Genomic DNA, 13,996 nt, shown 5'->3' on the forward strand with positions numbered 1-13,996 from the left:
GAAAGGGCCCCACCGTGGCCGCCAAGCCCGTGGCCGAGCGCGCCAGGCGTCGTCTCGTCGTGCTGGTCTCCGGATCCGGCACCAATCTGCAGGCGCTCCTCGACGAGATCGCCGCCGTCGGACCCGACGCCTACGGGGCCGAGGTCGTCGCCGTCGGCGCGGACCGCGAGGGCATCGAGGGGCTGGCCCGGGCCGAGCGCGCCGGGCTGCCGACCTTCGTGTGCAAGGTCAAGGACCACCCCGCCCGCGAGGAGTGGGACGCGGCGCTCGCCGAGGCCGTCGCCGCGTACGAGCCCGACCTCGTGGTGTCCGCCGGGTTCATGAAGATCGTGGGGAAGGAGTTCCTCGCGCGCTTCGGCGGGCGGTTCGTGAACACCCACCCCGCCCTGCTGCCCAGTTTCCCGGGAGCCCACGGCGTACGGGACGCGCTCGCGTACGGCGCCAAGGTCACCGGCTGCACCGTCCACTTCGTCGACGACGGCGTCGACACCGGGCCGATCATCGCGCAGGGCGTGGTGGAGGTCCGGGACGAGGACGACGAGAGCGCTCTGCACGAGCGCATCAAGGAAGTCGAGCGAAAGCTGCTCGTCGAGGTCGTGGGGCGCCTCGCCCGCAACGGCTATCGCATCGAGGGACGAAAGGTAGTTATCCAGTGACCGCCGAGAGCAACAAGCGGGCCATTCGACGGGCGCTCGTCAGCGTCTACGACAAGACCGGCCTCGAGGATCTCGCGCGCGGCCTGCACGAGGCCGGGGTGGAGCTGGTCTCCACCGGGTCCACCGCCGCGAAGATCGCCGCCGCGGGCGTCCCCGTGACCAAGGTCGAGGAGCTGACCGGCTTCCCCGAGTGCCTGGACGGCCGGGTCAAGACGCTGCACCCCAAGGTGCACGCCGGCATCCTCGCCGACCTGCGTCTCGCCGACCACGGGCAGCAGCTCAAGGACCTCGGCGTGGAGCCGTTCGACCTGGTCGTCGTGAACCTCTACCCGTTCCGCGAGACCGTCGCCTCCGGCGCCTCGCCCGACGAGTGCGTGGAGCAGATCGACATCGGCGGCCCCTCGATGGTCCGTGCCGCCGCCAAGAACCACCCGTCGGTCGCCGTCGTCACCAGCCCCGCCCGCTACGGCGACGTCCTCGCCGCGGTCCAGGGCGGCGGCTTCGACCTCGCCACCCGCAAGCGGCTCGCCGCCGAGGCCTTCCAGCACACGGCCGCGTACGACGTCGCCGTCGCGAGCTGGTTCGCCTCCGAGTACGCCCCGGTGGACGACTCGCAGTTCCCCGACTTCCTCGGCGCCACCTGGGAGCGCAAGAACACGCTCCGCTACGGCGAGAACCCGCACCAGCCGGCCGCGCTGTACGTCTCGGGCACGGGCGGTCTCGCCGAGGCCGAGCAGCTGCACGGCAAGGAGATGTCGTACAACAACTACACGGACACGGACGCCGCGCTCCGTGCCGCGTACGACCACGACGCCCCGGCCGTCGCGATCATCAAGCACGCCAACCCGTGCGGCATCGCGGTCGGCGCGGACGTCGCCGAGGCGCACCGCAAGGCGCACGCCTGCGACCCGCTGTCCGCGTTCGGCGGTGTGATCGCCGTGAACCGCCCGGTGTCCAAGGAGATGGCCGAGCAGGTCGCGGAGATCTTCACCGAGGTCATCGTCGCCCCGGACTACGAGGACGGCGCCCTGGAGGCGCTCACCAAGAAGAAGAACATCCGCGTGCTGCGCGCCCCCGAGGCGCCGTCCGCCCCGGTCGAGGTCAAGCCGATCGACGGCGGCGCGCTGCTCCAGGTCACCGACCGGCTCCAGGCCGAGGGCGACGACCCGGCGACCTGGACGCTGGCCACCGGCGAGGCCCTCTCCGAGGCCGACCTGGCCGACCTGGCGTTCGCCTGGAAGGCCTGCCGCGCGGTGAAGTCCAACGCGATCCTGCTCGCCAAGGACGGCGCGTCGGTCGGCGTCGGCATGGGCCAGGTGAACCGCGTCGACTCCGCGAAGCTGGCGGTCGAGCGGGCCGGCGCCGAGCGCGCCCGTGGCTCCTTCGCCGCGTCCGACGCGTTCTTCCCCTTCCCCGACGGCCTGGAGATCCTCACCGAGGCCGGCGTGAAGGCGGTCGTACAGCCGGGCGGTTCGGTCCGCGACGAACTGGTCGTCGAGGCCGCGAAGAAGGCGGGCGTGACCATGTACTTCACGGGCACGCGGCACTTCTTCCACTGACGCGCGCGAGCGGGCCGTGTCCCCCCGGGGACACGGCCCTCCGCGTGGCGGATCAGCAGGGGCGCAGGGACCAGATCGGGTCCCAGGTGGCCGTGCCCGACTCGTAGGCCGTGGACGTCCAGCGGACGCTGCCGTCCTGGTTGTAGAAGCGGGCGACCGTGCCCGGGGTCTGGTTGTTGGTGAAGGGGCCGTCGCCGGTCCAGTTGCTCAGTTCCCACGTCTGGCACTTGTAGAAGTCGAACTTGGTGTTCTTGACGAGCATGCACAGGTGCCCGTAGTCGCAGGCCAGGGCCTGGGTGCTCGCCTTGCCCCGCGGCGCCTCGGTGACGGTCAGGCCGTCGTAGACGACCGCGTCGGCGGTCACCCGCACGGGCTCGACGTCACCGCCCAGCACCTGCTCGGCCGTCCGCTGGAGCGAGGTGACCCGGGTGCCGTCCGGGTCGGGGGCGGCGGTGGCCGCGACCGAGCTGCCGGCGACGAGGGCCGTTGCCGCGACGAGCAGCGCGGCGGACTTGAAGGTGTTCACTGTTTCCCCCATGAACGAACTGGTCGGTGCACCGCGGAAGCGGTGCGTTCACACCGTGCCGGGGGAGCGCGCCGTCCGGTACCTCGCACCTGTGAGGGTCACCTCCGGCCGGGCGGGCTGTACTCCTTCAGGTAATGGGAGACACGGTCGGCGTAGGAGCGGTACTTCGCGGGGACGCCTCCCGCGTCGTTCACCCTGCGCCACGACGTGCGGTAGGCGGCGGCGATCAGCACCCGCCGGTCCTCCCGCAGTTCGCCGTCCAGGCGGGGCGCGATCCAGCACAGGTAGCGGCCCATCGCGGGCACCGACTCGGCGGGCGGGAACGGCGGTTCGGGCACGGTCTCGCCCGGTGTGCCGTCCTCGTTCATCCACCACCGCAGCACCTTCGGCGTCCAGCGCGCGATGCCGTACTCGTTGCTGCCCGGGTCGGACAGGTCGGGGTCGAAGTCGCTCTCGACCTTCAGCATGGCCGCGATCAGCGGCGCGGTGACGTCCTCGCTGCGGCAGTCGTGCGCGGTCTCCACGATCAGCAGCCGGTAGGCGGCCGGCACGCCCCGGTCGGTGCGCAGCACGTCGGCGCCGTACGCGGCGGAGGCGTTGGTGCGCGCGCTCGGCTCGCCGCCGGACAGGGCCCACCGGTCGACGCCGTACCCGAGGCCGGCCACCGTGGCGGTCGCGAGGGCCGCCGAGACGGCGACCGTACGCCGACGGTAGCCGCGCCGCGCGGGCAGCAGCCGGGGCAGCCGGAAGGGACGCCCCGCGCCGGCCGCGTCCCGCACCCGGCGCAGCAGCTCCTCCACGCCGATCCGCTCCGCGTGCGTACGGGACAGACAGGCGCGGACCACGTCCCGCCAGGCGTCCGGGAGGTCGGGGGAGAGCCGCAGCTCGTCGGTGCCGGCGGCGTACGCGGCGGCTGCCGTGCGACGGGCCGCCGGGGTGGCGCCGGGCAGCGGGAACGCGCCGGTGAGCACGCGATGGGCGAGCACGCCGAACGCCCACACGTCGGCGGACGCGCGGATCCGGCGGCCCCGCTCGTCGATCTCGGACCACAGCAGCTCGGGCGGGGTGTAGTCGGGCGTGGAGAACGCGGACGTGTAGGCGTGCGTGCCCTCCAGCTCGGCGGCCGTGTTGAAGTCGGCGAGGCGGACCGAACCGTCCGCCATCAGCAGCACGTTGGCCGGTTTCAGGTCGCCGTGCACCCAGCCCGCCCGGTGCAGCTGGGCCAGCCCCTCGCAGATCTGGGCGAGCAGGCCGGGACCGGCGCCGGGCCTGGGAGCGGCGTCCAGCAGCGCGGACAGCGAGCCCTCCGCCTTCTCCAGCACCAGCACGGTGGCGCCGTCCAGCTCCGGGTGGCCGGCGTCGTCGACGGTCAGCGTCTCGAACATCCGGATGAGACGCGGCTGCTTCAGGCGGCGCAGCAACTCCACCTCACGCTCGGCCAGCTCGCGCAGGTGGTGCAGCTGGCGCGGGGTGCGGGTGCCGGTGGGCAGGAACTTCAGCGCGACGTCACGCGGCCCGTCCCCGCCGCCTCGGGTGCGGCGGCCGGCGTACACGCTGCCGAACGCGCCCGTGGCGATGGGCTCGCGCACCTCCCAGGAGCCCACCCGGTACCCCTTGGGGACCGGCACGGCGTACGTCTCCGTCACCGGGCCCCCTGGCGGAGCGGGGCCGCCAGGACCGTCAGGTCGTCCTCCCGGACCAGGTCGAAGCGGAGGGCCAGGGAGACCAGCGACTCCTTCTTGCCGTTCAGCCGCGGACCCGGCTCCGCCGTCTCGGGGCCGGGCTTGAGGCGCAGCTTCACCGCCAGGTAGTCGATGTTCCACTGCACCGCGGTGCGGGACGCGGCCGGCCACAGCGGGCGCAGCCGTTCCACCACCTGCTCCACCGTGGGCAGCGGCGCGTGCGGCGCCCCGCGCAGCCGCGGCTCGCACAGCGCGGCCAGCACGGCGAAGTACCGCTTGGAGCGGTCCAGGGAGAAGGCGGGCGCGGTGGCGGCGCCGTCGTCGCAGGCGTCGACGCGGACGTGCTCGTGGCAGGGCGCCCACACCTCCAGCGGCAGCAGGTCGCCGCAGGCCGGCAGCACGATCCGGGAGAACTCGAACGGCACCGGCGCGTCCAGGCGGCCCGGCCCGACCTTGATGTGCTCGCCCGCGCCCTCCGGGTTCTCCACGACGTACGTCTGCTCCCTGCTGAGGTTGCTCAGCAGCCAGAAGGCGCCCTGCGCGGTGATCTCACCCGCTCTGCGGGACACCCCGTCGTGCGCGATGCGCAGGCCGTCGCCCTGCGGGGCACGGCCGAAGGAGAGGCGCTCGCCGGGCGCCAGACGGAGCCGGCCGCGGCGGCCGGAGTCCTCCGGCACGGTCGCCGGAGGTACGACGATGAGGCTGTACACGATGCATCCCCCCATGCCTGACAGCTACTCGGCCAGGGTAGAGGGACGCCCCGCCGCCGGACCTCCCCCGATCGGGTGCGACACGGGCGCGCGGCGGAATTGGCGCGAACCGGACGGGTCCGTCGCCCAGCGCCCCGCCGGAAACACCGAGGCCGTGTCCCCCCGCGTGGGGCGGACACGGCCTCGTGGTGGAACGTCGGCGGGACGGTCTCCCGGGGTCAGTACCTCGGGCGCCGGAACCACTCGGCGCTCGCCCGCTTCGCGCAGAACACGATCACCAGGATCGACACGACCCAGATGACCAGGCCGAGCAGGTAGAAGGCCAGCGCGAAGAGACCGCTGACGATCGCGAACGAGGCGTAGACGATCGAGCAGACGCGGACCGAGTTGCCGCCCTTGGCGTACTGGAGCAGGAGGATCAGGCCGAGGATCGCGAAGACGGCGGCCAGACCGGCGAAGAAGACGACGACGCCCTTGCCCAGGTCGGCGTACTGCTCGGCCTCGGCCGTGAGGTCCGCCTGGCTCATGGCCTCGTCCCACTGCGCCAGCGCCGCGGCGTAGAAGACAGCGATGACGACGTGTGCGAGCGCGATCACGCCGACCATGACCTGCGCGGCGCGCGTGATGCCGGGCATCTGGGTGGGGACGTAACCGCCGCCGTAGGGCTGGCCCACCGGGGGCGCCGACGGGTAGCCGTATCCGGGCTGGGCGGGCTGGCCGGGCTGCTGGGGGTAGCCGTAGCCGGGGCCGGCCTGGGGCTGCTGGGGCGGCTGCCCGTAGGGGTTGTTCGGGTCGCCGAAACTCATGGCGGTTCTTCCTCCGTTGCGCTTCAGTTGCGGGGACGACGCGAGGCACGGCGCGGAGGAAGTACTACAGATGCGGTCCGTCCCCCCGGTGCTGCCCGCGGCACTGTGCGTTCATGGTTCTTGACCGTTCCTTTCCTTGTCCAGCGGTACGACATATGTGTTGTGCAAGTGCAACATCGCGATCTTGCTCGCATTGCCGCCGATGGTGAGCGAATGCCCCGTCCTGGCGTCGCGGCCGACCGGAATGCGGGCTGATTGGAACAGGGGCCCGGTCATCCGCGAGGATGGGGTCATGACCGCCCAGATTCTCGATGGCAAGGCCACCGCAGCCGAGATCAAGTCCGATCTGACCGCCCGCGTGGCGGCGCTGAAGGAGAAGGGCGTCACGCCCGGCCTCGGCACGATCCTCGTGGGGGACGACCCCGGCAGCCAGAAGTACGTCGCCGGCAAGCACCGCGACTGCGCCCAGGTGGGCATCGCCTCGATCCAGCGCGAACTGCCCGCCACCGCCACGCAGGAGGAGATCGAGGCGGTCGTCCGCGAGCTGAACGAGGACCCGGCCTGCACCGGCTACATCGTCCAGCTCCCGCTCCCCAAGGGCATCGACGAGAACCGCATCCTCGAGCTGATGGACCCGGAGAAGGACGCCGACGGCCTCCACCCGATGAACCTCGGCCGTCTCGTCCTCAACGAGCCCGCCCCGCTGCCCTGCACGCCGAACGGCATCATCACCCTGCTGCGCCGCCACGGCGTCGAGATCAAGGGCGCCGAGGTCGTGGTCGTCGGGCGCGGTGTCACCATCGGCCGTCCGATGCCGCTGCTGCTGACCCGGCGCAGCGAGAACGCCACCGTGACCCAGTGCCACACCGGCACCCGCGACCTGTCCGCGCACCTCAAGCGCGCGGACATCGTCATCGCGGCGGCCGGCAGCGCCCACCTGATCCGCCCCGAGGACGTCAAGCCGGGCGCGGCCGTCCTGGACGTCGGCGTCTCCCGCAGCGCCGAGGGCAAGATCGTCGGCGACGTCCACCCGGGCGTGGCCGAGGTGGCCGGCTGGGTCGCTCCCAACCCCGGCGGCGTCGGCCCGATGACCCGGGCGCAGCTGCTCGTCAACGTGGTCGAGGCGGCGGAGCGCAGTGTCGGCTGAGCGGAAGGCACCGGCCGCCCCCGAGGCGCCCGCGACGGAGGAGGCCCCCGAGGACGTCACCGTGCGCGACGCGGTCAGCGCGCCCGACGCCGAGGGCGCCCCGCGCCGCGCCACCCGCAGGTTCCCGCTGTTCACGCGGGACACCGCGCGCCCCGAGGGCGGCGGCCGCGCGGCTCCCGGCGACGCCCCCGCGCCCGCCCGGCAGTGGCCGATCCTGGCCGTGCTGCTCACCGTGGGTCTGGGCCTGCTGCTGACGGCGCTGGACGTGTTCCGGGTCGGGCTGCTGGTGATCGGCGCGGCGCTGGTGGCCGGGGCGGTGCTCCGGTGGGCGGTGCCGGACGTCGGCATGCTCGCCGTGCGCTCCCGCTTCACCGACATCGTCACCTACGGCGGTCTCGGCCTGGTGATCGTGCTGCTGGCGCTGATGATGCAGCCGGATCCGCTGCTGCGGTTCCCGTGGCTGCAGGACATGCTGCACTTCACGGTCGACAGCTAGGACCGGCCCGGCCGCCCGGGCGACGGACGGAACGGCGGCCCGTCCACACCCCCGTGAGAGGAGGGGCCGCCGCCGCGCACCACGTTCCTGCACGGCGGACGGCCCGATCAACGGAGGCCCGGCCGCTGTGGCACGGAAGTAACCGTTCCGGTACGCGCCCCGGAATCCCCGTACACCCTTGCGATGACCCCGGCACCGGTTCGCGACACGGATGACCGCGCAGGGGTGATGTGGCCGCGGACACCTCCGCGTCCGGGCGCCGGGGTGGTAGGACAGGAGGACGGTAGGACGGTCGTACCGGTCCGGTCCGCGCGGGCCGCGGGTTCCGGGGTTCCGTTCGGCCGGGGGGCCGGCCGGTGGGACACTGGAGCGCAAGCGACTGGGCGTGCAGCGCCGCACGCGCCCTGTTGCTCCCGTGCGCCCCCACCCCGGGAACTGAGACCCGTCCCGGTGGCATCCCTGTGGGTAGCCAGACGGGACGTGGCAGTGGGCACCATGCGCGAGGGAAACACCAGCACGAACCGGGGGGAAGAGGGGGAGAGCAATGCCTCGTTGGAAGGCTTTGCCGGATGAACTCGATCCGCAGATCAGGGAGTTCACCAGTCAGCTCAGGCGGCTGGTGGACCGCAGCGGGCTGAGCGTGGCGTCGGTCGCCGACCGCACGGGCTACAGCAAGACGTCCTGGGAGCGCTATCTGAACGGCCGGCTGCTCGCGCCGAAGGGCGCGATCGTGGCGCTGGCCGAGGTCACCGGGACCAACCCGGTGCACCTGACCACCATGTGGGAGCTCGCCGAGCGCGCCTGGAGCCGCTCGGAGATGCGGCACGACATGACCATGGAGGCGATCCGGATCTCGCAGGCGCGCGCCGCGCTGAGCGAGCTGGCCGGGCCGCCGTCGGGCGGAGGCGGTCGCTCCCGCGGCGGCGGGGCCCGCACGGGGGTCGCCGGTCCCGCCGGGGTGTCGCCGAGCGTGCCGCCGCAGCCGACCGCCACCGACGTGCGCGACGCGTCGGGCAGCGGCAACTCCTGGGGGGTCGCGCATCTGGACGCCGGTCACCCGGGGGCGTACGGCCCCGGAGCGCCCGCGGCGGGCGGGTACGGCCCGCCGCCCGCGGAGCCGTCGGGCCAGGCCGGTGGTCCCGGCCGTCCCACGGGCAAGCGGCGCACGGCGATGTTCCTCGTCGGCGCCCTCGGCGCGCTGGTGGTGGTCGCCGCCGGGCTGTACGTCACCGAGACCCAGGGCGACAAGAAGGAGGCCAGGCCCTCCCCGTCGCCCAGCGTCACCAAGGAGGCGCAGCTGCCTCCCGGCGTGAAGTGCAGCGGCAAGAGCTGCGCCGGCAAGGACGCCGAGGTGATGGGGTGCAGCGGCGACCTGGTCACCACGGCCGGCTCCGCGGTCGTCGGCGCCACCACCGTCGAGGTCCGCTACAGCGAGGTCTGCGCCGCCGCGTGGGGGCGCATCACGCAGGCCACGCAGGGCGACACCGTCGAGATCAGCTCGGGCGCGTCCCGGCAGACCGACTCGGTCGACGCGCCGGGCGACACGGTCGCCTACACGATGATGGTGCCGGTCGCCTCCGCGACGGAGGCGAAGGCCTGCGCGGTGCTGGCCGCGACGGGCGAGAAGAGCTGCACCGACTGACGGTCCGGCCGCTCCCCGGGGGCGGCCGGACCCCGGCCACCGGCCCCGCCGGGCCGGGGGTGGCCGATTCCCTCGCGCGAGTAGGCCGTACGGGTCGTGACATGTGAGGGAAGCGTGGTGACGTGAATGCGGCCGCGTGGGGCGGGCACGCGAGAAGTACCCCCACGGGATACCGGCACGGTCGGTCCCGGACGGCGGCCGCCCCGCCCTCACCTCTCCCGGACGGAGCGGCCGCCCCCTCTTCTCTCTCACCTCGCCGCCGCACTCGGTTACCCGCGTGCGTGCGCGGTCACTCTGTGGGACGGGCCACAGGGAGCCCGGCCGTGCGGGTCGGCGGATGCGCGATAGCCTGACCGCTGGATCTCTCTTGACGCCAAGAGATCGATCATTCGAACCGGTGATCGATCATCGTGGCGGCCACCGGTCACGAGCCGGAGCGGGGATCCCGCACCAGGGGGCAGGGACCGCCCCACCGCCAGCTGTCATACGGAGAACGCCATGACCCGCACTCCCGTGAACGTCACCGTCACCGGCGCGGCCGGCCAGATCGGTTACGCCCTGCTCTTCCGCATCGCCTCCGGCCAGCTGCTCGGCGCGGACGTGCCGGTCAAGCTGCGCCTGCTGGAGATCACCCCGGCGCTCAAGGCCGCCGAGGGCACCGCCATGGAGCTGGACGACTGCGCGTTCCCGCTGCTGCAGGGCATCGACATCACGGACGACCCGAACGTGGCCTTCGACGGCGCCAACGTCGGCCTCCTCGTCGGCGCCCGGCCGCGGACCAAGGGCATGGAGCGCGGTGACCTCCTCGAGGCCAACGGCGGCATCTTCAAGCCGCAGGGCAAGGCCATCAACGACCACGCCGCGGACGACGTGCGCATCCTGGTCGTCGGCAACCCGGCCAACACCAACGCCCTGATCGCCCAGGCCGCCGCCCCGGACGTCCCGGCCGAGCGCTTCACCGCCATGACCCGCCTGGACCACAACCGCGCGCTGACCCAGCTCGCGAAGAAGACGGGCTCCACGGTCGCAGACATCAAGCGCCTGACCATCTGGGGCAACCACTCCGCCACCCAGTACCCGGACATCTTCCACGCCACCATCGCCGGCAAGAACGCCGCCGAGGTCGTCAACGACGAGAAGTGGCTGGCCGAGGACTTCATCCCGACCGTCGCCAAGCGCGGCGCCGCCATCATCGAGGCCCGCGGCGCCTCGTCGGCCGCCTCCGCCGCCAACGCGGCCATCGACCACGTCTACTCCTGGGTCAACGGCACCCCGGAGGGCGACTGGGTCTCCATGGGCATCCCGTCCGACGGCTCCTACGGCGTCCCCGAGGGCCTCATCTCCTCCTTCCCGGTCACCGTGAAGGACGGCGCGTACGAGATCGTCCAGGGCCTGGAGATCAACGAGTTCTCCCGCACCCGCATCGACGCCTCCGTCAAGGAGCTCGAGGAGGAGCGCGAGGCGGTCCGCTCCCTCGGCCTCATCTGAACCCGGCCACCACGGCCTTCGCGGGGCCCCGTACCGGTTCGTCCGGTACGGGGCCCCGCGCGTCGTGCGATCCCGTCAACCCCTGTGGCCGATCCGGTTCGCACCCGCCCGCCCTTCCCCTATGCTGATGCCCCGTCACTCCGCGTGGTGGTGACGTCCGTCCGCGTATCGGGGGATCCGCGTGAGCACTGCCTTCGTACCCCAGCAGCCACAGCACCCGGGTGGGACGCCCGACGGTCCGCCGCCCGTGCCCCCGTACGCCAGTGAGGCCTCCCGGCTGCTGTGCGCGGGGACCTACCTGGACGCCGGCTACCGCGACCGGGTGATCGAGGAGCTCTACCTCAACGAACAGCGGGTCGTCGCGCCCTCGCTGGGCTTCGACGCGGCCCGCGTCCTCGCGCACGCGCTGCGCGCGCGGCGGCTGGAGATGCTGTGGGCGGGCGCGGTCGTCGGACTGTGGATCGTCGGCGCGTTGGTCAGCGGCGGCCTGCTCGCCTACTTCCTGATCCCCAGTGTGCTGCTCGCCGTCGCACCCCGGGTGCCCGACGCCGCCGAGCCCCTGGTCCGCTGGAGCGGCCGCGTCCTCACCGCGTTCCTCCTGTACATCCTCGGCGTCGCCGCCTTCGGCGGGGCGGACGGCGGCTCCGGGTACGGGTCCGCCTACGCATCCGGCGGTGACAACCCGCTGAGCGGGATCAGCGACGGCATCGCGGGGAGCGCCGAACCCTGGCAGGCATGGTTCGGGATCGGCGCGCTCGTGGTGATCGGCCTGTGCGTGGCGGGACGGCGTGACCAGTTCGCCCGCGTCCTCGCCGAGGAACTCTCCAGGGAACGCTTCCCCGACGCCGCCGGCGACCGCGCCGAGCAGTCCGGCGGGCAGCGCCTGCGGAGGCTGATCCAGCGCATCCGGCTCGAGCAGCACACGCCGCTCGTCATGTATCACGAGGCGCACCCTTTCTGCGGGGCGGGAACGCGGCGCGACACCTGGGTGCTCGCCGTCGAACTGCGGCCCGACGAGGACGCGGACCAGCAGCCGCTGAGCAACAGGGCCATCCTCGACCGGGTCAGGCCCCTCATCGAGCAGCTGCGCGTTCCGGCCGAACACGCGGGCCCCGGCGTACGGGACCGGCTGCGGCGGCTGGAGATCGACGAGTGCGTGTTCCTGCCCGTCGAAGGGCTGCGGCACCGCGACGAGGCGCCGTACGCGCCGGAGGACTTCGAGCAGCACCGGACGCGGGCCGTCGAGGAGGGCGGCGAGAAGCGGAGGCACTTCCTGCGCATCCGCGTCGGAGGCTGGGAGGAGGAGCTGGTCGTCACCGTCCACGTCCGCGTCCACACCCAGGGCCGGATGCTGACGCTGGAGATCGCACCGCACGTCCTGCTGCCGGTGCGCGCGGACTTCAAGGACGCCGACCGTGCCTTCCAGGACGCCCGAGACGACCGGACGGGCCGGATCGCCGGCGCCGCCGTCCTGGTGCCCCGCTCCGCCGGTGAAGCACTGATCACACTCGGCCGGGGCCTGCCCTTCGCGTGGCGGCTGCTGACCGGCGGCCACGCCCACGCGCTGCCCGACGGGCCCGCCCTGTCCGTGCGGGAGCTGGGCTCGGCGCCCGCCGGATCCACGTTCCAGGACATGGACGTCGCCCGGTACCTGCGCAGCGTCCAGGACCGCGTCAGCCGCGGGGTGCGGCTGGCGCTGGGCGAAGCCGGCTACGAGACCGGCGAGTTCGTGCAGAAGATCGTCAACATCAGCGGCGGCGCGGTGCACATCGGGCGCGCAGACAACTCGTCGTTCGCCTTCGGCGGCCACGCGCGCGCACAGACCACGACCGGCGGCCCCGCGCCGCGGAGGGGATCCGACTGACCATGGCAACCGACGAACCGAACGTCAGCATCGGCCGCGCCGACAACTCCTCCTTCGCCTTCGGCGCCAACGCCCGCGCCGAGACGCACAACACCACGGCCCCGGCGCGCGACGAGACCGCCGAGCAGCTGCTGGCCGCCGTGCGGGAACTGCGCGAGGACCTCGCCCGGCTGCGGGAGAACGAGCAGGTCGCGCGGCTGGACTCCACCCTCGCCGACACCGAGGAGGAGATCACCCGCACCGGAACCGCCGGCGAGAGCCGCGTACAGCGGCTGCGCGAGGCGCTCACGGACGCCCAGAGCGTCCTGACCCTGTTCTCGTCGGCCGGGGCCGTCGCCGGGCTGCTGGGGATGTGAGAGGGGCGCCATGACCGGGGGACAGCGGTACTGGAACGAGGACGCCCAACGCTGGGAGGACGCCGGGGGTGCCGGAGCCGGCGCCGGCTCCGGCGCGTCGGTGACTCCGCCGCCTCCTCCGCCGTCCTTCCAGCCGGTCGTGCCCACGTCCGCCCCGGGCGGGGTGACCGATCCCGATGCCCCGGCGGCCGGGGGGTGGTCCGTCCCGGAGCCGCCGAAGCCGGGGGCGTCCGGCGCGGGGCGGCGGCGGATGGTGTGGGGTGTGCTGGGCGGGGCCGCGGCGGTGGGGGTCGCGGTGGCGCTGGTGCTGAGCCTGGTCGTGGGGGACGACGGCGGGGGTGGTGGCGCGGACGACCGGGCGGGGGGTCCGGGTACGAGTGCCCCTCAGGAGTCGCCGTCGCCCACGCCGGAGGGGGAGTCGGAGGCGGTGCCTACGAAGACCTCGACCACCGGGTCGCCCTCCGCCGACCCGTCGGCGCTGCCCGAGGGGTACGAGCTGCACCAGGACGCCGAGGGGTTCACCATCGCCCGGCCCACCGGGTGGGAGCGGGAGACGGTGCCTTCGCAGCACGGCTTCGACGTCGTGAACTACCGGAGTCCGGACGGGTTCCGTCGCCTTCAGGTGTACGAGATCGCGGAGTCCTCGCCGGAGGAGTCCTTCGAGCTGTACCTGTCGGAGGACACGCCGAAGCCGGACGGCTTCCAGCAGGTCGAGATGGTGCCGTTGGACGCGGGCGTCGAAGGGGTGCGTCTCGAGTACCTCGCCGACTCGCTGCGGGGCGAGCCCGAGGTCGGCAGCTGGCACGTCCAGGACGTCCGCTTCCGGTCTCCGGAGGACGGGAAGGTGTACGCGGTGGCGGCGTACGGGGCGCCGACGGACGGAGTGGACCCGGAGTTGGAACTGGTGCTCGTGGCGGTGGAGCATTTCTGCCCTCCGTCGGCGACGTGCGGCTGATCTGACGTCCCGTCGGCTGTGGTCGGCGGGGGGCGTTCCCGCACCTCGGCGCTGACGAGGTGCCGCCGCGCCCACCCGTGCCGCCCCAGCGGCACGAATGCCCGCGGCT

13 protein-coding genes are annotated in these 13,996 nt (G+C 73.2%); 9 read left to right on the top strand and 4 right to left on the bottom strand.

Annotation, left to right across the window (positions count from 1 at the left end; translation table 11 throughout):
• Window positions 1-14: 14 nt before the first annotated feature.
• Complete coding sequence (gene purN, locus ACQZOG_RS18270) at window positions 15-656, top strand: phosphoribosylglycinamide formyltransferase (protein ID WP_037641175.1); 642 nt, start codon at window positions 15-17, stop codon at window positions 654-656.
• Entirely contained in the window at window positions 653-2,215 is a 1,563-nt protein-coding gene (gene purH, locus ACQZOG_RS18275) for a bifunctional phosphoribosylaminoimidazolecarboxamide formyltransferase/IMP cyclohydrolase (RefSeq protein WP_037641177.1), read from the top strand. Before purN ends, purH begins: the two co-directional genes overlap by 4 nt.
• 52 nt (window positions 2,216-2,267) lie before the next feature.
• On the opposite strand, the gene ACQZOG_RS18280 is transcribed toward purH, so the two are convergent.
• The 4 genes from ACQZOG_RS18280 to ACQZOG_RS18295 form a co-directional block, all read right to left on the bottom strand.
• Complete coding sequence (locus tag ACQZOG_RS18280; RefSeq protein WP_203550258.1) at window positions 2,268-2,753, bottom strand: hypothetical protein; 486 nt, start codon at window positions 2,751-2,753, stop codon at window positions 2,268-2,270.
• Between the two features lie 86 nt (window positions 2,754-2,839).
• Entirely contained in the window at window positions 2,840-4,387 is a 1,548-nt protein-coding gene (locus tag ACQZOG_RS18285) for a protein kinase domain-containing protein (RefSeq protein WP_037641182.1), read from the bottom strand.
• Window positions 4,384-5,133 carry an FHA domain-containing protein gene (locus ACQZOG_RS18290; protein ID WP_037641184.1) on the bottom strand — a complete coding sequence of 250 codons (750 nt, stop codon included), beginning with the start codon at window positions 5,131-5,133 and terminating at the stop codon, window positions 4,384-4,386. The genes ACQZOG_RS18285 and ACQZOG_RS18290 overlap by 4 nt, the downstream gene beginning before the upstream one ends.
• Window positions 5,134-5,351: 218 nt before the next feature.
• A complete protein-coding gene (locus ACQZOG_RS18295) occupies window positions 5,352-5,939 on the bottom strand; it encodes a hypothetical protein (protein WP_033272375.1) in 588 nt (195 codons plus the stop codon).
• 292 nt (window positions 5,940-6,231) lie between these two features.
• Between ACQZOG_RS18295 and ACQZOG_RS18300 the strand changes: the two genes are divergently transcribed.
• The 7 genes from ACQZOG_RS18300 (at window position 6,232) to ACQZOG_RS18330 (ending at window position 13,887) form a co-directional block, all read left to right on the top strand.
• Entirely contained in the window at window positions 6,232-7,086 is an 855-nt protein-coding gene (locus tag ACQZOG_RS18300) for a bifunctional methylenetetrahydrofolate dehydrogenase/methenyltetrahydrofolate cyclohydrolase (protein ID WP_033272374.1), read from the top strand.
• Window positions 7,076-7,582, top strand: a complete 507-nt coding sequence (locus ACQZOG_RS18305) for a DUF3017 domain-containing protein (RefSeq protein WP_033272373.1) — start codon at window positions 7,076-7,078, stop codon at window positions 7,580-7,582. Before ACQZOG_RS18300 ends, ACQZOG_RS18305 begins: the two co-directional genes overlap by 11 nt.
• Before the next feature lie 544 nt (window positions 7,583-8,126).
• Window positions 8,127-9,224 carry a helix-turn-helix domain-containing protein gene (locus ACQZOG_RS18310; protein WP_261675517.1) on the top strand — a complete coding sequence of 366 codons (1,098 nt, stop codon included), beginning with the start codon at window positions 8,127-8,129 and terminating at the stop codon, window positions 9,222-9,224.
• A gap of 498 nt (window positions 9,225-9,722) precedes the next feature.
• Entirely contained in the window at window positions 9,723-10,712 is a 990-nt protein-coding gene (locus tag ACQZOG_RS18315; RefSeq protein WP_033272371.1) for a malate dehydrogenase, read from the top strand.
• A gap of 181 nt (window positions 10,713-10,893) precedes the next feature.
• On the top strand, window positions 10,894-12,576 hold the full coding sequence (locus ACQZOG_RS18320) for a hypothetical protein (RefSeq protein ID WP_033272370.1): 1,683 nt from the start codon (window positions 10,894-10,896) through the stop codon (window positions 12,574-12,576).
• 2 nt (window positions 12,577-12,578) lie between these two features.
• Window positions 12,579-12,932, top strand: coding sequence for a hypothetical protein (locus ACQZOG_RS18325; RefSeq protein ID WP_033272369.1), 354 nt, complete (start codon window positions 12,579-12,581; stop codon window positions 12,930-12,932).
• 10 nt (window positions 12,933-12,942) lie between these two features.
• Window positions 12,943-13,887 (top strand): hypothetical protein, encoded by a 945-nt coding sequence (locus ACQZOG_RS18330; RefSeq protein ID WP_033272368.1) that lies wholly within the window; start codon window positions 12,943-12,945, stop codon window positions 13,885-13,887.
• Window positions 13,888-13,996 lie beyond the last annotated feature (109 nt).

It is taken from the genome of Streptomyces sp. P13-3-3 (genome assembly GCF_050571355.1).
Lineage (GTDB): Bacteria > Actinomycetota > Actinomycetes > Streptomycetales > Streptomycetaceae > Streptomyces > Streptomyces althioticus.